The 18595-nt window shown below is 58.1% G+C and carries 16 protein-coding genes; all 16 read left to right on the top strand.

Annotated elements, in window-relative coordinates; genetic code table 11:
- Window positions 1–225 precede the first annotated feature (225 nt).
- The 16 genes from SK53_RS03075 to SK53_RS03150 all read left to right on the top strand — a co-directional run bounded on the left by SK53_RS03075 (window position 226) and on the right by SK53_RS03150 (window position 18595).
- A complete protein-coding gene (locus SK53_RS03075; RefSeq protein WP_048208498.1) occupies window positions 226–798 on the top strand; it encodes a Csu type fimbrial protein in 573 nt (190 codons plus the stop codon).
- Window positions 799–805: 7 nt separating this feature from the next.
- The gene (locus SK53_RS03080; RefSeq protein ID WP_032609535.1) at window positions 806–1354 is read left to right on the top strand and encodes a Csu type fimbrial protein; all 549 of its coding nucleotides are present in this window, start codon (window positions 806–808) and stop codon (window positions 1352–1354) included.
- Window positions 1355–1370: 16 nt separating this feature from the next.
- Complete coding sequence (locus SK53_RS03085; RefSeq protein ID WP_022651454.1) at window positions 1371–2132, top strand: fimbrial biogenesis chaperone; 762 nt, start codon at window positions 1371–1373, stop codon at window positions 2130–2132.
- Window positions 2108–4492: a fimbria/pilus outer membrane usher protein gene (locus SK53_RS03090; protein ID WP_022651453.1), complete on the top strand. Its 2385-nt coding sequence runs from the start codon at window positions 2108–2110 to the stop codon at window positions 4490–4492. The genes SK53_RS03085 and SK53_RS03090 overlap by 25 nt, the downstream gene beginning before the upstream one ends.
- A complete protein-coding gene (locus SK53_RS03095; protein WP_022651452.1) occupies window positions 4489–5451 on the top strand; it encodes a Csu type fimbrial protein in 963 nt (320 codons plus the stop codon). The genes SK53_RS03090 and SK53_RS03095 overlap by 4 nt, the downstream gene beginning before the upstream one ends.
- 85 nt (window positions 5452–5536) lie before the next feature.
- The gene (tar, locus tag SK53_RS03100) at window positions 5537–7204 is read left to right on the top strand and encodes a methyl-accepting chemotaxis protein II (protein ID WP_023314355.1); all 1668 of its coding nucleotides are present in this window, start codon (window positions 5537–5539) and stop codon (window positions 7202–7204) included.
- A gap of 44 nt (window positions 7205–7248) precedes the next feature.
- The gene (gene tap / locus SK53_RS03105; protein ID WP_022651450.1) at window positions 7249–8850 is read left to right on the top strand and encodes a methyl-accepting chemotaxis protein IV; all 1602 of its coding nucleotides are present in this window, start codon (window positions 7249–7251) and stop codon (window positions 8848–8850) included.
- Between the two features lie 19 nt (window positions 8851–8869).
- Window positions 8870–9736 (top strand): protein-glutamate O-methyltransferase CheR, encoded by an 867-nt coding sequence (gene cheR / locus SK53_RS03110; protein ID WP_048208499.1) that lies wholly within the window; start codon window positions 8870–8872, stop codon window positions 9734–9736.
- The gene (locus SK53_RS03115; protein ID WP_048208500.1) at window positions 9733–10782 is read left to right on the top strand and encodes a protein-glutamate methylesterase/protein-glutamine glutaminase; all 1050 of its coding nucleotides are present in this window, start codon (window positions 9733–9735) and stop codon (window positions 10780–10782) included. Before cheR ends, SK53_RS03115 begins: the two co-directional genes overlap by 4 nt.
- Before the next feature lie 17 nt (window positions 10783–10799).
- A complete protein-coding gene (gene cheY, locus SK53_RS03120; protein WP_000763862.1) occupies window positions 10800–11189 on the top strand; it encodes a chemotaxis response regulator CheY in 390 nt (129 codons plus the stop codon).
- A 10-nt stretch (window positions 11190–11199) separates the two neighbouring features.
- The gene (gene cheZ / locus SK53_RS03125) at window positions 11200–11844 is read left to right on the top strand and encodes a protein phosphatase CheZ (RefSeq protein ID WP_003859718.1); all 645 of its coding nucleotides are present in this window, start codon (window positions 11200–11202) and stop codon (window positions 11842–11844) included.
- A gap of 150 nt (window positions 11845–11994) precedes the next feature.
- The gene (flhB, locus tag SK53_RS03130; RefSeq protein ID WP_003859720.1) at window positions 11995–13143 is read left to right on the top strand and encodes a flagellar biosynthesis protein FlhB; all 1149 of its coding nucleotides are present in this window, start codon (window positions 11995–11997) and stop codon (window positions 13141–13143) included.
- Complete coding sequence (flhA, locus tag SK53_RS03135) at window positions 13136–15214, top strand: flagellar biosynthesis protein FlhA (RefSeq protein WP_003859723.1); 2079 nt, start codon at window positions 13136–13138, stop codon at window positions 15212–15214. The genes flhB and flhA overlap by 8 nt, the downstream gene beginning before the upstream one ends.
- On the top strand, window positions 15214–15606 hold the full coding sequence (locus tag SK53_RS03140; protein WP_003859725.1) for a flagellar protein FlhE: 393 nt from the start codon (window positions 15214–15216) through the stop codon (window positions 15604–15606). Before flhA ends, SK53_RS03140 begins: the two co-directional genes overlap by 1 nt.
- 261 nt (window positions 15607–15867) lie before the next feature.
- Window positions 15868–17451 carry an MFS transporter gene (locus SK53_RS03145; RefSeq protein WP_048208501.1) on the top strand — a complete coding sequence of 528 codons (1584 nt, stop codon included), beginning with the start codon at window positions 15868–15870 and terminating at the stop codon, window positions 17449–17451.
- A gap of 4 nt (window positions 17452–17455) precedes the next feature.
- Window positions 17456–18595 (top strand): beta-galactosidase BglB, encoded by a 1140-nt coding sequence (locus tag SK53_RS03150; protein WP_048209383.1) that lies wholly within the window; start codon window positions 17456–17458, stop codon window positions 18593–18595.

Genomic DNA, 18595 nt, shown 5'->3' on the forward strand with positions numbered 1-18595 from the left:
TTAAGCAAGAATAATGCCCGTTTTATTTTGCTAACTCTTTGTAATGTTTGTTAATAGTCTGTTAATTGGGGGCGGGTGTCTCACCTTCGTTGAAAGTGGTTGAAGCGTGAACCATAAACTAAATTCTCAGTAACCGCGCCGGGGAATGTTTAAGCGGGGCTAACATACTGAACAGTATGAATAAAATATGGCAAGCGGACCATTATTTCTTCTGGAGGGTGGTAAATGAAAAGAAAACTTCTTTTTATCTGCGCGGGTACACTGCTGACGGCGGCGACTGTCGGTCAGGCGCTGGCAGTCACCAGTAGCGGTACTATCGGGGCGACGCTGACGTTGACGAACGGTTGTTTGATCAACGGCTCGCCAACGCAAAACGGCATTAACTTCGGGACACTCGATTTCGGGACCCATCCTGCGACATTCTCCACCCTGACAACCCAGTTAACCGGGGCCAGCGGCGGAAATACCTTTACCATTCAATGTACCACTGCCAGTTACACGGTGGCGATCACCGGCAACACCAACGCGACCGCACCCGGAACCGTTGTCGGCACCCCCGGCACACCCGCCCGATATCTGGTGAACACCGCCAATGCGGCACAGGGCGTGGCATACAGCCTCTATAGCGACAGCGGGTACAACAACGTGATTGCTAAAAACGCCGCGTTGCCCGTAGCTTCCACAGCGGGCGGGGTGAACAGCTATACCCTCTACGGGCGCATAACGGGCGGCGGCAATAGCGTAACGGTTGTACCGGGAACCTATACCGACACGATTAACGTCAGCGTCACCTACTGATTCAGCCATGAAGGCATTGTGTTTATGTCTGCGCGAAAGCGCAGAGGGCGTCGTGCACCCTTTTTTGGCCCTGATCGTCGGGCTGATGATGATCTGCGACGCCAGGGCGGTGACATCCCAGTCCTTCAGGGTGAGCGCGACGGTAGTACCAGGATGCTCGGTGAGTACCGGCACGGGCGGGCGCTTTGGGACGCTGGATTTTGGAACCCGCAATGGCGTGGACAACACGCCGGTCAGCACCAGCTTTGTCGCCGACGGCGCGTTGTCCATCGCCTGCACACCGGGTGTGGCGCTAAGTATGAGCATTAACGGCGGTCAGAATTATAGCTCTGTGAGGCGGATGACGCGTTCAGGCGGGACAGAGGTGGTCGGTTACCGGCTCTACAGCAGCAGCTCACTGGCCGCGAACAGTGAAATTGGCGTTAACCAGGCCATACCGATTACCTATACCAACAGCAATAACATCGCGTTGCCTCTTTTTGGCGTCGCGCTCCTGACGGGGTTTAGCCTGCCGGGAACATATTCAGATCAACTCACCGTGACCTTGTCATGGTAGGAAAGGGAGAACATCGATGAAGCCATTTTTCAGGCGATCAGGCCTGGTGGGTCTGTTGGGGGCAACGGCTCTGGCAGCGGGCCAGGCGCAGGCAGCGGCAACCATTCTTTTGTGGCCCATCGATCCGTGGCTTTCGGCAGAGGCCAGAGCAACTGAATTGTGGATCCAGAATCAGGGCAACAGCGCCACGACAATGCAGATACGCATTGTGCGCTGGAAACAGGAGGGCGGATATGAGCGTTACACCGCCCAGCAGGATGTGGTCGCCAGCCCGCCGATCGTGACTATCGCTAAAGGCAGTAAACAGCTTATTCGCCTGATCAAGCAGGGGACGATCCCGTCGGGGGTTGAGCAGGCCTACCGCATTATTGTGGATGAAATTCCCCAGCCGGATGCCAAAGCGGAACCGTCCATGGGCCTCAAACTGCAAATGCGCTATTCGATTCCTTTATTTGTTTATGGGCAGGGGATCCCCACCCTCAACGAAGGGGCACACCACGCGCTGGCGAATACCCAACAGCTGAGCTGGCGGGTCGTTCAGGAGGGGGGGAAACCCGCGCTTCAGGTCCGTAATCAGGGGGATGTTCACGTCCGGCTCAGCCAGGTTGCGGTTGAGCAGGGCGGGCAAAAACGCACGGTTGCCGAGGGGCTGCTGGGTTATGTGCTGCCAGGCAGCACCCGAAGCTGGCCGCTTCCGGCAGGGATTTATCAGCCGAACCGGATGAGCGCGCAAATTAATGCCAGGGATACGCAATGGCAATCGACGCCCGTCAACTGAAACCGGCGATGATGATCCTGCTTTGCGTCAGTACCAGCGCCTTTGCCGAAACCGGCGACGACAGTTTACCGCCGCCGCCGGATGCACGGACGATGAACGGCGAAGCAGTATTCCAGCTCGCCCTGGTGCTGAACCACTATGACACGGGTCTGGTGGTGCCGGTGACGCAGCGCGAGGGTGCCTGGTTTATTTCGGGCGCGGATTTGCTCCGCGCCGGGCTGCCGCCCGCGCATGTGCCTGCCGGAGAGGTGAATCTCTCGACGCTTACGTCGGTACGCGCAGAGTACGACAGCACGGCCCAGCGTCTGTTGCTGACGGTCCCCCGGGACTGGGTCGCCGCGCGGATCACGCCGTTCAGCGAACAGAACACGCATAGCAAGCCGCACTATGGCCGCGGCGCGTTGCTCAATTACGACGTTTATACCAACCATTCCGAGCACACGGGCGGCCAGGCGTCGGTCTGGCACGAGTTCCGCTATTTCAATGAGGATTATTCGTTTTCATCGACGGGTTACGCCCGGCAGAATTTCACCGGTAACAGCGGGCAGCAGGAAGGGTACGTGCGCTACGACTCAACGTTTCTGATCACCAACGAGGAAGATGCCACCACCTGGACCGTCGGGGACGTCATCAGCGATGCGCTGAGCTGGAGCACCAGCGTGCGCATGGGCGGGATCAGCTACGGGCGCGACTTCTCCCTGCGTCCTGATCTGGTGACCTGGCCGCTGCCGGCGTTTTCCGGCGAGGCGGCTGTCCCGACCTCGGTCGATCTCTTTATTAATGGCTACCGTTCCGGCTCCACCCGCCTTCAGCCGGGGCCGTTTACCCTCACCAATCTGCCGTATATCAACGGTGCCGGGGATGCGGTGCTGGTTACCACTGATGCGCTGGGTCGTCAGGTGAGTACCACGCTGCCGTTTTATGTCAGCAGCGATCTGCTTAAGCAGGGGTTAAGCGACGGCGCCGTGACGCTGGGCAGCCTGCGGCGTAACTACGGTATTGAGAATTTTGACTATGGCCCGGCGGCGGGCAGCGGATCGTATCGCTACGGGGTGACCGACTGGCTGACGCTGGAGGGGCATGCGGAAGGGGCGGAGTCGCTGGCGCTCGGCGGAGCGGGCACGGTGCTGAAGCTCGGGCGTTTTGGCGTGGTAAATACCTCGTGGACCCAAAGCCGCATGCGCGGCGATAGCGGCGGCCAGATAAACTGGGGCTATCAGTACAACACCAGCGAGTTTAGCGTAGCGACCCAGCATACCCGGCGCGACCGTGGCTTCGGCAACCTCGCCCTGTACGATCAGCCCACCGTTTATGATGAAAATGATAACCCCGTTGCCAGCCTGAGCCGCAATACCGACCAGTATTCCTTAACCTTTAACCTCGGCGGTTACGGCAATATCGGCGCGGCGTGGATCGGGGTTGAAAGTTTTGACAGCAAAAAAACTGAGCTGCTCAACCTCTCCTGGAGCCGTAATTTGTGGGGCTCAAGCAGTATTTATCTGGCTGCCAGCCGTGACCAGCAGCGGGGCGACTGGACGGTTGCGCTGTCGTTGCAGGTTCCCCTCGGCGAACGTGACAGCGCCGCCGTCACCTTTGAAAACACTCCTGACGCAGGCAGTACTCAACGCATTAACTACAACCACTCGATGCCTTCAGACGGCGGCTTTAGCTGGAACATGGCCTGGGCCAACCAGTCGCGGTCGAGTAACTATCAGCAGGCCACGCTCGGCTGGCGGAATAACAACGTGGAGCTACAGGGCGGCGGCTACGGTGAGAAGGGCATGATGACCTGGTGGGGCGAGGCGATGGGTTCTGTCGTGTTGATGGACGGTGAGCTATTTGCGGCGAACAAAATCAACGATGCGTTTGTGGTGATCAGCACCGACGGACATCCGGACGTACCCGTCAGCTACGAAAACCAGCCGGTTGGTAAAACCAATAACAAAGGTTATCTGCTGGTGAGTGGCGTTTCCGCCTATTACCCGGCAAGCTACCGCATTGATACCCTGAACTTACCTGCGGATACCCGGCTGAAAGAGACCGAGCGTCGGGTGGCGATTCGTCGGCATAACGGTTATCTGGTGGATTTCCCGATGGAGCAGGAGCGGGTTGCCAGCGTCATTCTGCACGATGCGCAGGGCAATGCGATCCCGGTGGGAAGCCAGGTCAGACGCGCATCCCGCAGCAGCGCGGTTGTCGGCTATGACGGCCTCGCCTGGCTGGAAAACCTCAACGATGTGAATCCGCTTGAGGTCATCACCCCGGAGGGTAAACGCTGTACGGCAACGCTGACCGTTGGCGCAAACCCTGAGCATAAGCTGCAAACCTACGGTCCGCTGACCTGTCGGGAGGCGCCGTGAGACGCCTGTTAATCGCGCTTCTGCTGCTGTGCTCCGGCGGCAGCTGGGCGGCCTGTACCGTCAGTACGGTGAATGCCTCGTTTGGCAGCGTCACCTCGTTCGCACTCAGCGGCACCGGGGAAGTGGAAACGACGGGCACGCTGGTGGTGACCTGCGATACCGTTCTCAACCTGTTAACCAACGACTCGGTGACGCTGAATTACACTTCGGCATCCGTCTTTGCGAATAGCCGGGCGACCATGAAGCGTACGGACAACGCGGCTATTACCGATGTCATTCCTACGCGCCTGTGCGGGGCGTCCGGCTGCGGCGGAAACAGTGAAATACAAATCAGCAAAGCCTATACCTGGAGCGGAAACACGCTGCTCGGGCTGCTGGGTTCAAGGCGCTACAACATTCCCCTTTATTTCCGGACCGTAATGGGGCAGAACGTCACCGCCGGGCCGTATCAGGTGTTGTTAACGTTCAGCATTAACTACAACGTGTGCGCCGTTGGCGCGGTCGGAGCGTGCCTGACCCCGCAAACCGGCACGGCAACCACCTCGATCCTCCTCAACATGACCGTCACCAACGATTGCAGCACCATGACCACGCCGGACGTGAATTTTAACAGCGCGCCGCTGGTGCAAAATTTTCCCACCGTTTCACAGTCGGTTGCCGTCACCTGTACCAAAGGCAGCACCTACACCATAGGCATTAATAATGGGGCAAATGCCCTGAACAACGTGCGTCGTATGGTCAGCGGCAGCAACTTCATGAGTTACGACATCTACAAAGAGGCGACCAGCAACCGCTGGGGTAGCAGCGGCAGCGAGCGCTGGGCCAGCGCCAGCTCATCGCAGGTCAGTACGGACGGGCTTTTACGTACCTACAACTACACCGCCAAAGTTCTGACCAGCCAGGCCACGCCGCCTGCCGGAACCTACACCGACACGCTGATTGTCGACGTCGCATTCTGACTCCCGCGCTTTTCCCTTTCGCAAATGTAAAGTTCCTGTGGCCTGTGCCGATAACACCGTTAATAAATCTATGAGAAGGTGTTGTATGTTGAACCGTATCCGCGTTGTCACAATGCTTATGATGGTGCTGGTCATTTTCGCACTTCTTCAGCTTACTTCTGGCGGCCTCTTTTTCTCGTCGTTAAAACAGAACCAGGACAGCTTCGCGGCCTCGAACGATTTGCGAATGCAGCAAAGCGAACTGACCACGACCTGGGATCTGATGTTGCAGACGCGTATCAACCTGAGCCGCTCGTCTGCCCGCATGATGATGGACCCAAATAACCAGCAGAGCAGCGCAAAAACGGAACTGCTGAAGAATGCGCGCGCCACGCTGGCAGACGCGGCGAAACATTACGACGCCTTCAAAAAAATCGCCCCTCAGCCGGCAATGGCGCAGGCGAGCGCGAACATAGATGAAAAATATCAGGCCTACTTCGCCGGCCTCACGGAGCTGGTGCAGTTCCTGGAGAAGGGCAATATGGACGCCTATTTCGCGCAGCCGACCCAGGGAATGCAGAACGCCCTCGGCGCGGCGCTCGGCGAGTACGCTAAAGCCAGCGGCGAGCTTTATCACTCCGCGTTCACGCAAAGCCAGAACGACTACCGTTTCGCTAAATGGCAGATGGCGGTTCTCGCCCTCGCGCTGGTCATCGTACTGGTGGCCGTGTGGTACGGCATTCGTCATATCCTTCTTAACCCGCTTGGCCGCGTCATTGCCCATATCCGTGATATTGGCCGGGGCGATCTCACGAAAACGCTGACTGTTTCTGGGCGCAATGAGATCACCGAGCTGGCAACCAGCGTCGACCATATGCAGCGTTCGCTGATTGATACCGTCGCCAACGTGCGCGAGGGGGCGGATGCCATCTATACCGGCACGAGTGAAATCGCGATGGGCAACAACGATCTTTCGTCCCGTACCGAACAGCAGGCGTCCGCTCTGGAAGAGACGGCGGCCAGCATGGAGCAGCTCACCGCGACCGTGAAGCAGAATGCCGACAACGCCCGTCAGGCGTCGCAGCTTGCAGAAAGCGCGTCCGATACCGCCCAGCGCGGGGGTCGGGTGGTCGACGGCGTGGTGAAAACCATGCATGACATTGCCGACAGCTCGAAGAAAATCGCCGACATCATCAGCGTTATCGACGGCATCGCCTTCCAGACCAACATCCTGGCGCTGAACGCGGCCGTTGAAGCGGCGCGTGCGGGCGAGCAGGGCCGCGGGTTTGCCGTAGTCGCCGGCGAAGTGCGTAACCTCGCCAGCCGCAGCGCCAATGCGGCGAAAGAGATCAAAGCTCTGATTGAAGACTCTGTTTCACGCGTGGATACCGGCTCGGTGCTGGTGGAAAGTGCGGGTGAAACCATGAATGACATCGTGAATGCCGTGACGCGCGTGACGGACATCATGGGTGAAATCGCCTCTGCATCGGATGAGCAGAGTCGTGGTATTGACCAGGTCGCCCTGGCGGTATCGGAAATGGATCGTGTGACGCAGCAAAACGCCGCCCTGGTGCAGGAGTCCGCTGCCGCGGCCGCTGCGCTGGAGGACCAGGCGAGCCGCCTGAAAATGGCCGTCTCGGCGTTCCGTCTTACTTCAAAAACAACAAATACGGTCAGCTCGCGGTCGGTGTACGGCGAAGCAGCCCCGGCGCCCGTGACAGCACGTACGCGCGCAGCGGTGACCGGACAAGATGAAAACTGGGAAACATTTTGACTGACAATTAAACCGCGGCTGCTTGCCGCTTGATGGGAGCGTGGATGTTAAATCGTATTCGTATCTCGACCACACTGTTTTTGATTCTGATCCTGTGTGGGGTTTTGCAGGTTGGCAGTAACGGGTTGTCTTTCTGGGCGTTTCGCGATGGCTATCAGAATTTGCAGGAAGTTGAGACGAGTAATCAGCAGCGCTCCGCACTGGCACAAACGCGTGCCGTGCTGTTGCAGGCAAGCACTGCGCTGAACAAAGCAGGGACGTTAACCGCGCTGAGCTATCCGCCGGAGGATATTAAGGCGCTGATGGTTGTGGCCCGCAGCAGCCTGAAGCAGGCCGACGCGCAGTTTAAGGCTTTTACGGCGCAGGAGGCGGTCAGTGAGAAAGAGAAAGCGCTCAAAGTCGCCATGAAAAAGACCTTTGATGTGTGGTACGGCGATCTCGACCATCAGGCGACGTGGCTGGAGAACAACCAGCTTTCTGACTTCCTGACCGCGCCGGTGCAGGCGTCTCAGGCGGCGTTTGACGACAGCTTTAACGCATGGCAGCAGGATATTAACCAGTTTGTGGCGCGTGCCGGTGCGGACAGCCGTACCAGTTACCGCATGTCAGGGGTGATATTCCTGACTATGGTAATCCTGGCGGCCCTGCTGACCGGCGGCTCGCTGTGGTGGTCGCGCAAAATGATCGTCCAGCCGCTGGCCATCGTCAGCAGTCACTTCGACAGTATTGCGAAGGGCGACCTGGCGCGTCCGGTGGCCGTGTATGGCAGGAATGAAATATCAGCGATTTTCGCCAGCCTGAAGGCGATGCAAAGTTCGCTGCGGGAAACGGTAAGCAACGTTCGCCAGGGCAGTTACGCCATGCATACCGGGATCTCCGAGATTGCGGCAGGCAATAACGACCTCTCTTCCCGCACTGAACAGCAGGCGGCATCGCTGGCGCAGACGGCGGCCAGCATGGAGCAGCTGACCGCGACGGTAAGCCAGAACGCCGATAACGCGCGTCAGGCGTCCGACTTGTCAAAACAGGCAGCGATGACGGCGAAACGTGGGGGCGATCAGGCTTCTCACGTTGCCAGCACGATGCAGGAGATTGCCGCCAGCTCGCAGAAAATTGGCGACATTATCAGCGTTATCGACGGTATCGCGTTCCAGACCAATATTCTGGCGCTGAACGCGGCGGTGGAAGCGGCGCGTGCCGGCGAGCAGGGGCGCGGGTTCGCGGTGGTTGCCGGTGAAGTCCGAAACCTCGCCAGCCGCAGCGCCAATGCGGCGAAAGAGATCAAAGGGCTGATAGAAGAGTCGGTCTCCCGCGTTCAGCAGGGCTCCGCGCTGGTGGATACCGCCGCGCAGACCATGCACGAGATAGTCACCTCCGTGACGCGGGTTAACGACATTATGGGCGAGATTGCCTCGGCGTCTGATGAACAACGCCGTGGTATTGAGCAGGTGGCGCAGGCCGTTACACAGATGGATCAGGTTACACAGCAGAACGCCTCACTGGTGGAAGAGGCGGCGGCTGCGACCGATCAGCTGGCAAACCAGGCGGATCACCTTACCGGGTTAGTCGCCGTATTTAATGTGAAAGAGCACGTTGAAGCAGTAACAGAAGTCGGACGGTCACAGGCCGTGCCCGTTGTATCCTGAATGTGATTGAGAAGGCGCTATGACATCACCCATGCCCTCAGGGCAAACGTCATTATTGTTGCAGATGACACAGCGCCTCGCGCTGTCCGACGCGCATTTTCGTCGGATATGTCAGTTAATCTACCAGCGTGCGGGGATCGTGCTTGCGGACCATAAGCGAGACATGGTCTACAACCGGCTGGTGCGGCGCTTGCGCACGCTGGGGCTGGACGATTTTGGCCGCTATCTGAGCATGCTCGAAGCGAACCAGAACAGCGCCGAATGGCAGGCATTTATCAACTCATTAACCACCAACCTGACCGCGTTTTTCCGCGAGGCGCATCACTTCCCGGTGCTGGCGGAACACGCCCGTCGCCGTAGCGGAGAGTATCGCGTCTGGAGCGCGGCGGCCTCTACCGGGGAAGAGCCGTACTCGCTGGCCATCACCCTGGCGGACACCCTGGGCATGGCGCCGGGTCGCTGGAAAGTGTACGCCAGCGACATCGACACGGAAGTGCTGGAAAAAGCCCGTAACGGCGTTTATCGCCAGGATGAGCTGAAAACGCTGTCTCCCCAGCAGCTACAGAGTTACTTCATGCGCGGTACCGGCCCGCATGAAGGACTGGTGCGCGTACGCCAGGAGCTGGCGAACTGCGTGGAATTTGCCCCCGTTAATTTACTGGATAAGCAGTACAACGTGCCGGGGCCATTCGACGCCATTTTTTGCCGTAACGTGATGATCTATTTTGATAAAACGACGCAACAGGACATTTTGCGTCGCTTTGTTCCGTTGCTCAAGCCTGACGGTTTACTGTTTGCCGGGCACTCGGAAAACTTCAGCAACCTCGTGCGTGAGTTTAGCCTGCGTGGGCAAACGGTATATGCGCTGAGTAAGGAAAAAGCATGAGTAAAATCAGGGTATTGTCTGTCGATGATTCGGCGCTGATGCGTCAGATCATGACCGAAATCATCAATAGCCACAGCGATATGGAGATGGTGGCGACAGCGCCCGATCCGCTGGTCGCGCGGGATTTAATCAAAAAATATAACCCCGACGTGCTGACGCTGGATGTTGAAATGCCGCGCATGGATGGCATCGATTTCCTGGAAAAATTAATGCGCCTGCGCCCGATGCCGGTGGTGATGGTGTCATCTCTGACCGGTAAGGGTTCAGAAATCACCCTGCGCGCGCTGGAGCTGGGGGCGGTGGATTTTGTCACCAAGCCGCAGCTCGGCATTCGCGAGGGGATGCTGGCGTACAGCGAGATGATCGCCGAGAAGATCCGCACCGCGTCCCGGGCGAAGCTTGCCGCGCATAAACCGACGGCAGCCCCGGCAACCCTGAAGGCGGGGCCGTTACTCAGCTCGGAAAAGTTGCTGGTGATTGGCGCGTCAACCGGAGGAACAGAGGCAATTCGCCATGTACTCCAGCCATTGCCGCTCTCAAGCCCGGGTATTCTGATTACGCAACATATGCCGCCGGGCTTTACCCGCTCGTTCGCGGAGCGCCTGAATAAGCTGTGCCAGATCAGCGTGAAAGAGGCGGAAGAGGGCGAGCGCGTGCTGCCGGGTCACGCCTATATCGCCCCGGGTGACAAGCACATGGAGCTGGCGCGCAGCGGGGCGAACTATCAAATCAAAATTCATGACGGGCCGCCGGTTAACCGGCACCGTCCGTCGGTGGATGTGCTGTTTCATTCGGTGGCGAAACATGCGGGGCGCAACGCCGTTGGGGTGATCCTGACGGGGATGGGTAACGACGGCGCCGCCGGAATGCTTGCGATGCACCAGGCTGGCGCCTGGACGATTGCGCAGAATGAAGCAAGTTGTGTGGTGTTCGGCATGCCGCGCGAGGCCATCAATATGGGTGGCGTAAGCGAAGTGGTCGATCTTAGCCAGGTAAGCCAGCAGATGCTGGCGAAAATCAGTGCCGGACAGGCAATACGTATTTGACTCAGGAGTATTATTTTATGGCGGATAAAGAGCTTAAGTTTTTGGTTGTGGATGACTTTTCCACCATGCGTCGCATTGTGCGCAACCTGCTGAAAGAGCTGGGCTTCAACAATGTTGAAGAAGCAGAAGACGGGGTGGATGCGCTGAACAAGCTCCAGGCTGGCGGGTTTGGTTTTGTGATTTCCGACTGGAACATGCCGAACATGGACGGTCTCGAACTGCTGAAAACCATCCGCGCGGATGCAGGTATGGCCTCTCTGCCGGTACTGATGGTAACCGCAGAAGCGAAGAAAGAGAACATTATTGCCGCTGCACAGGCGGGCGCAAGCGGCTACGTGGTGAAGCCATTCACCGCGGCGACTCTGGAAGAGAAGCTCGGGAAGATCTTCGAGAAACTCGGCATGTGAGGTGATGGATATGTTGCAACCTGCTATGAAACCCGTTGAAGAACATTCGCCGAGCGACATTATTGCCCGCATTGGTAGCCTGACCCGCATGCTGCGCGACAGCCTGCGTGAGCTGGGGCTGGACCAGGCGATCGCCGAAGCGGCGGAAGCCATCCCTGACGCGCGCGACCGTCTGGACTACGTCGTGCAGATGACCGCGCAGGCGGCCGAGCGTGCGCTGAACAGCGTTGAAGCCTCGCAGCCGCACCAGGATGCCATGGAGAAGGGTGCGAAAGCGCTGAGCAAACGCTGGGATGAGTGGTTTGAGAACCCTATTGAGCTGGCGGATGCCCGCGAACTGGTAACGGATACCCGTCAGTACCTGGGTGACGTGCCGGGCCACACCAGCTTCACTAACGCCCAGCTGCTGGACATCATGATGGCGCAGGATTTCCAGGACCTTACCGGCCAGGTGATCAAGCGCATGATGGATGTGATTCAGGAGATTGAACGTCAGCTGCTGATGGTGCTGCTGGAGAACATTCCGGAACCGGCTGCCCGTCCGAAACGCGAGAACGAAAGCCTGCTCAATGGTCCACAGCTTGACACCAGCAAAGCGGGCGTGGTGGCAAGCCAGGATCAGGTGGACGATCTGCTGGATAGCCTTGGTTTCTGATTGCCCGTTCTGCCTCAGGTCGTTAACGCGGCCTGAGGCAGCTCAGAACAAAAACAGCGAAAAGAGCCCGAATAAACGGGCTTTTCCCGCCATTGGATTTTCTCTGCGCTGGCATGATACCCGTGAATTAATGGGCTGCGAGCAGGCACAGTGGCAGAAGAGAACGACGACAAAACAGAAGCCCCCACACCCCACCGACTTGAAAAAGCCCGTGAGGATGGGCAGATCCCCCGATCCCGGGAGCTGACATCCCTGCTGATCCTGGTGGTGGGCGTCTGCATAATCTGGTGGGGCGGGGAGATGCTCGCCCGCAGACTGGCGGGAATGCTCTCTGCTGGCTTACGTTTTGATCACAGCATGGTCAATGACCCCAATCTGATCCTCATTCAAATCATCAACCTTGTGAAAAGCGCGATGATCGCCTTGCTGCCGCTGATCGCGGGCGTGGTCATCGTGGCCCTTGTTTCGCCGGTCATGCTCGGTGGCCTGGTGTTCAGCGGTAAATCGCTGCAACCGAAATTCTCCAAGCTCAACCCGCTACCCGGTATTGCGAAAATGTTCTCCGCGCAAACCGGGGCTGAGCTTCTTAAAGCGATCCTGAAATCGCTTCTTATGGGCAGTACAGCCGGGTTTTTTCTGTGGCACCACTGGCCGGAGATGATGCGCCTGATCAGCGAGTCCCCGATGACGGCGATGAAAAATGCCCTGAACCTGGTCGGGTTATGCTCGCTGCTGGTGGTACTCAGCATTATTCCGATGGTGGCGTTCGACGTTATCTTCCAGATCTATTCCCATATCAAAAAGCTGCGAATGTCGCGTCAGGACATCCGCGATGAATATAAACAGATGGAAGGCGACCCCCACGTGAAGGGCCGTATCCGGCAGATGCAGCGTGCCGCCGCGCGTCGGCGCATGATGGAAGATGTGCCGAAAGCCGACGTCATCGTCACCAACCCGACCCACTACTCCGTGGCGCTTCAGTACGACGAAAACAAAATGAGCGCGCCGAAAGTGGTGGCGAAAGGGGCCGGGCTGATTGCGCTGCGCATTCGTGAAATCGCGACGGAAAACCGCGTACCGATCCTGGAAGCACCGCCGCTGGCCCGTGCGCTGTATCGCCACGCGGAAATTGGACAACAGATCCCGGGCCAGCTCTACGCCGCTGTCGCAGAGGTGCTGGCCTGGGTGTGGCAACTGAAACGCTGGCGTTTAGCGGGCGGTCAACGACCTGTAAAACCTGAGAACCTTCCGGTGCCTGAAGCACTGGATTTTTTGAACGAGAAGGACACTGATGGCTAATCTGGTGGCAATGTTGCGCCTGCCCGGCAACCTGAAATCGACGCAATGGCAGATCCTTGCCGGACCGATTCTGATCCTGCTAATTCTGTCGATGATGGTGCTGCCGTTACCGGCATTTATTCTCGACCTGCTTTTCACCTTCAACATTGCGTTGTCCATCATGGTGTTGCTGGTGGCGATGTTCACCCAGCGCACGCTGGAGTTCGCCGCGTTTCCAACGATCCTGCTGTTCACCACGCTGCTGCGTCTGGCGCTGAACGTTGCCTCCACGCGTATCATCCTGATGGAAGGGCACACCGGCGCGGCGGCGGCGGGCAAGGTGGTCGAAGCCTTCGGTCACTTCCTGGTGGGCGGCAACTTCGCCATCGGTATCGTGGTGTTCGTCATTCTGGTGATTATCAACTTCATGGTTATCACTAAAGGGGCGGGGCGTATCGCAGAAGTGGGCGCGCGCTTCGTGCTCGACGGTATGCCGGGTAAGCAGATGGCCATCGACGCCGACCTGAATGCCGGGCTGATCGCGGAAGATGAAGCAAAAAAACGCCGTGCCGAAGTGACCCAGGAGGCAGATTTCTACGGCTCCATGGACGGTGCGAGTAAGTTTGTGCGCGGTGACGCCATCGCGGGCATTCTGATCATGGTGATTAACGTCGTCGGCGGCCTGCTCGTCGGCGTGCTGCAACACGGCATGGACATGGGCCACGCAGCGGAAAGCTATACGCTGCTGACCATTGGTGATGGTCTGGTGGCGCAGATCCCGGCGCTGGTGATCTCCACCGCGGCGGGTGTGATTGTGACCCGCGTCAGCACCGATCAGGATGTAGGCGAGCAGATGGTGGGGCAGTTGTTCAGCAACCCGCGCGTTATGCTGCTCTCCGCGGCGGTACTGGGCCTGCTCGGTATGGTGCCTGGCATGCCAAACCTGGTATTCCTGCTGTTTACTGCCGCGCTGCTGGGCCTTGCCTGGTGGATGCGTGGCCGTGAAACGCAGCCTAAGGCAGAGCCAGCGCCGGTCAAAATGCCTGAGAACACCCAGGCGGTGGAGGCCACCTGGAACGACGTTCAGCTCGAAGATTCGCTGGGGATGGAAGTGGGGTACCGCCTGATCCCGATGGTGGATTTCCAGCAGGATGGTGAACTGCTTGGCCGTATCCGCAGCATTCGTAAAAAATTCGCCCAGGATATGGGCTTCCTGCCGCCGGTGGTCCACATCCGGGACAACATGGATCTCCCGCCCGCGCGCTATCGCATCCTGATGAAAGGGGTAGAAATCGGCAGCGGTGATGCGTACCCCGGCCGCTGGCTGGCAATTAACCCGGGCACGGCCGCAGGCACGTTGCCGGGTGAGCAGACGACCGACCCGGCCTTTGGTCTGGCGGCAATCTGGATTGAGAGCGCTCTGAAAGAGCAGGCGCAGATCCAGGGTTACACGGTTGTTGAGGCCAGTACCGTGGTGGCGACGCACCTCAACCATCTGATTGGCCAGTTCTCTGCGGAACTGTTTGGTCGTCAGGAGGCGCAGCAGCTGCTCGACCGCGTAACGCAGGAGATGCCGAAACTGACCGAAGATTTAGTGCCGGGCGTGCTGACCTTAACCACCCTGCATAAAGTGCTGCAAAACCTGCTCGACGAGAAGGTGCCCATTCGCGATATGCGTACCATCCTTGAGACGCTGGCCGAACATGCGCCGCTGCAAAGCGATCCGCACGAACTGACGGCGGTGGTACGCGTGGCGCTCGGACGCGCCATTACCCAGCAATGGTTCCCGGGAACCGGCGAAGTGCAGGTCATTGGCCTGGATACGCCGCTGGAACGGCTGCTGCTTCAGGCGTTGCAGGGCGGTGGCGGGCTGGAGCCGGGTCTGGCGGACAGATTACTGGCGCAAACCCAGGAGGCACTGGCGCGTCAGGAGATGTTGGGCGCGCCGCCGGTGCTGCTGGTGAATCATGCGCTGCGTCCGCTGCTGTCGCGCTTCCTGCGCCGGAGCCTGAACCAGCTGGTGGTGCTGTCGAATATGGAGCTGTCCGATAACCGCAATATTCGCATGACGGCGACCATAGGAGGGAAATAATGCGGAAGTGGCTGTGGATCTTACTTTTCCCGCTGGCGGCGCAGGCCGCAGGCGAGGGGGCATGGCAGGCCAGCAGTATAGGCTTAACGCTCAACCATCGCGGGGAGTCGATCTCCTCCCGTCCGTTGTCCGCCTCTGAGCCCGTGTCCGGGCAGATGACGCTGGTGGCCTGGAATTACACCCTGACGGGACCCACACCAGCCGGGTTGCGGGTGCGTCTGTGCTCGCTGACCCGCTGCGCGGAAATCGAGGGACAAAGTGGCACCACCCAGGCCTTCAACGGGGTGTCTGCTCAGGAGCCTTTACGCTTTATCTGGGAAGTGCCAGGCGGTGGACGTCTGATCCCGGCGCTGAAAGTTCAGCGCAACGAGGTGCTCGTCAACTACCGCTAACTGCCTGCCTTTTCACCAGTCTTCAGGCATTTCTGAAGGCTGGCTCGCAAAATTGACCTTCCCTTTTGATACAAAAGAAACGCTGTTTTATAAATCAGTGACACGCGTATTGACACTCTTTGCATTTTTGCCATTCACCCCTTTGTGATGGCAGAAACAGAAAGGTATCAACAGGTCGATACTTTTACTGTAGCCGTGTAAAAACTCCCGGACGAGGTTTGCTTACAGGGAGTCTCCCAAAACTGATTAGGGTTGACGGCAATGAAAACACGTAAAATTGGACTCGCGAATTATCTTGCTTACGGGTCAGGGGACTTCCTCGGGGCGGGAACCACCGCCCTGACGGCCGCCTGGCTTTTGTATTTTTATACCACCTTCTGTGGACTCACACCGATTGAAGCAACCTTTATCTTCGCCGCCGCAAGGGTGCTGGATGCGATTGTCAGCCCGTTAATGGGCTTTTTAACCGATAACTTTGGCACCACCTGGCTGGGCAAGCGTTTTGGCCGTCGTAAGTTCTTCATCCTGCTCGGTATTCCCTGCGTTTTCAGCTACTCGCTGATGTGGGTAGGGGACATGAGTTTCTGGTACTACCTGCTGACCTATCTGATCTTTGATATCGTCTACACCATGATCCTGGTGCCATACGAAACGCTGGTGCCGGAGATGACGGACGATTTCAAACAGAAAACCAAATTCTCCGGGGCGCGTATCTCTATGGCGCAGATGTCCGCTATTCTGGCTTCCTTCCTCCCGGGGATCCTGCTCACGCATTTCGGCAAAGACAACGCGATCTCCTTCTTCTATGCAAGCCTGGTCTTCTCCGTACTCTGCGCATTGATGCTTACGTTCGTCTGGTTCTTTACCTGGGAGCGCTCGCGGGAAGAGTGGTCTGAAGCGGCCCTGCGTGCCGAAGAAGAGAAGAAAAAGCTGACCCTGGGGCAGAGCCTGAATCGCCTTTTTGTTGAATTAAGTTCGACGCTGCGTATCAAGATTTTCCGCCAGCATCTGGGGATGTACCTTGGCGGCTACATCGCACAGGACGTCTTTAATGCCGTGTTTACCTATTACGTGGTATTTGTGCTGATGCAGGAGGCGTCAATGGCGTCCAACCTGCTGGGCACGATGGCCATCTTCCAGTTCCTCGCCGTGATCGGCATGATCCCGCTGTGCATTCGCTTCGGACCTGCGCCGTCTTACCGCATGGTGGTCGTGCTGTTTGGCCTGGCTTCGCTCTCTTACGCGGTACTTTATTACGCGGGCCTGAGCGACGTTTACGCTCTGCTGCTGCTGATCTCTGCGGTTGCCGGTCTTGGTCGCGGGGGGATCAACTACGTACCGTGGAATACCTACACCTACATTGCTGACGTGGACGAAGTGATCACCGGTCAGCGTCGCGAAGGGATCTTCGCGGGCATCATGACGCTGACCCGTAAAGCGTCCCAGGCCGGTGCGGTAATGCTGGTGGGGATCGTGATGCAGATGTCTGGCTTTGTCAGCGGTCAAAAAGTGCAGCCTGCGGAAGTGAGCCACACCATTCTGATGATCCTGAGCGTCGGCACCATTCTGGTACTGTTCTGCGGCTTCCTGGTCTCCCTGCGCTTCAAACTCAATTTGCAGACCCACAGCACCCTGCGTGAAGAGACCGCGAAAATGCGCGAGTTCGGCCATGCGATGCCAGAGGCGGTGACCCCGCAGGCCCGCGCCACCGTGGAGATGCTGGCCGGTATGCCGTATGAATCCCTGTGGGGCAACAACAATATCGGTTATCTGAATCGCAATAAGCCGGCGGCCCCTTCGCTGAAGGATCGCGCGGTACTGAATTCGACATACAACAGAGGTTAAGATGATGAAAGTTTGGCCTGTCAAACATAGCCCATTACTGCGTCAGCCTGAGCGCTTTATCGCCAGGGATGAGCTGAAATCGCTGATTCAAAAGGTGACGCATAACCTGGTCAATATCCACGACAAAACGGGTGAGTTTTTGCTTCGGCTGGACGACGGGCGCGTGATCGACACCAAAGGCTGGGCCGGATGGGAATGGACCCACGGCGTCGGTTTATACGGTATCTGGCAGTATTACTGCCAGACCGGTGACGAAGGCATGCGCGAGATTATCGACAGCTGGTTTACTGACCGTTTCGCTGAAGGCGCAACCACCAAAAACGTGAATACCATGTCGCCGTTCCTGACGCTGGCGTATCGCTACGAAGAGACCAAAAACCCGGCCTGGCTGCCGTGGCTGGAAAGCTGGGCGGAATGGGCGATGAATGAGATGCCGCGCACCGAACATGGTGGCATGCAGCACATCACCCTGGCGGAAGAGAACCATCAGCAAATGTGGGATGACACGCTGATGATGACGGTGCTGCCGCTGGCGAAAATCGGCAAGCTGCTGAACAAGCCGGAGTACGTCGAGGAGGCGATCTATCAGTTCCTGCTCCACGTACAGAACCTGATGGATCGGGAGACGGGGCTGTGGTTCCACGGCTGGAATTACGACGGCAATCACAACTTTGCCCGGGCCCGCTGGGCGCGTGGCAACAGCTGGCTGACCATCGTGATCCCGGATTTCCTCGAGCTGGTGGATCTGCCGGAAAACAACGCCGTTCGTCGCTATCTGGTGCAGGTACTGAACGCGCAGATCGCCGCACTGGCAAAATGTCAGGACGAGAGTGGCTTGTGGCATACGCTGCTGGACGATCCTGAATCTTATCTGGAGGCGTCGGCCACGGCAGGGTTTGCCTACGGCATTCTGAAAGCCGTGCGCAAGCGTTATGTCGGCGCAGAGTACGCAGAGGTGGCGGAGAAAGCGATTCGCGGTATCGTGAAAAACATCTCGCCGGAAGGGGAGCTGCTGCAAACCTCGTTCGGGACCGGGATGGGCAGCGATCTGGCGTTTTACCGCCAGATACCGCTGACCTCGATGCCGTACGGGCAGGCGATGGCGATACTGTGCCTGACGGAGTATTTGCGGAAGTATTTCTGA

Origin of the sequence: Enterobacter sp. MGH119 (assembly GCF_001037675.1) — a bacterium.
GTDB lineage: Bacteria > Pseudomonadota > Gammaproteobacteria > Enterobacterales > Enterobacteriaceae > Enterobacter > Enterobacter hormaechei_C.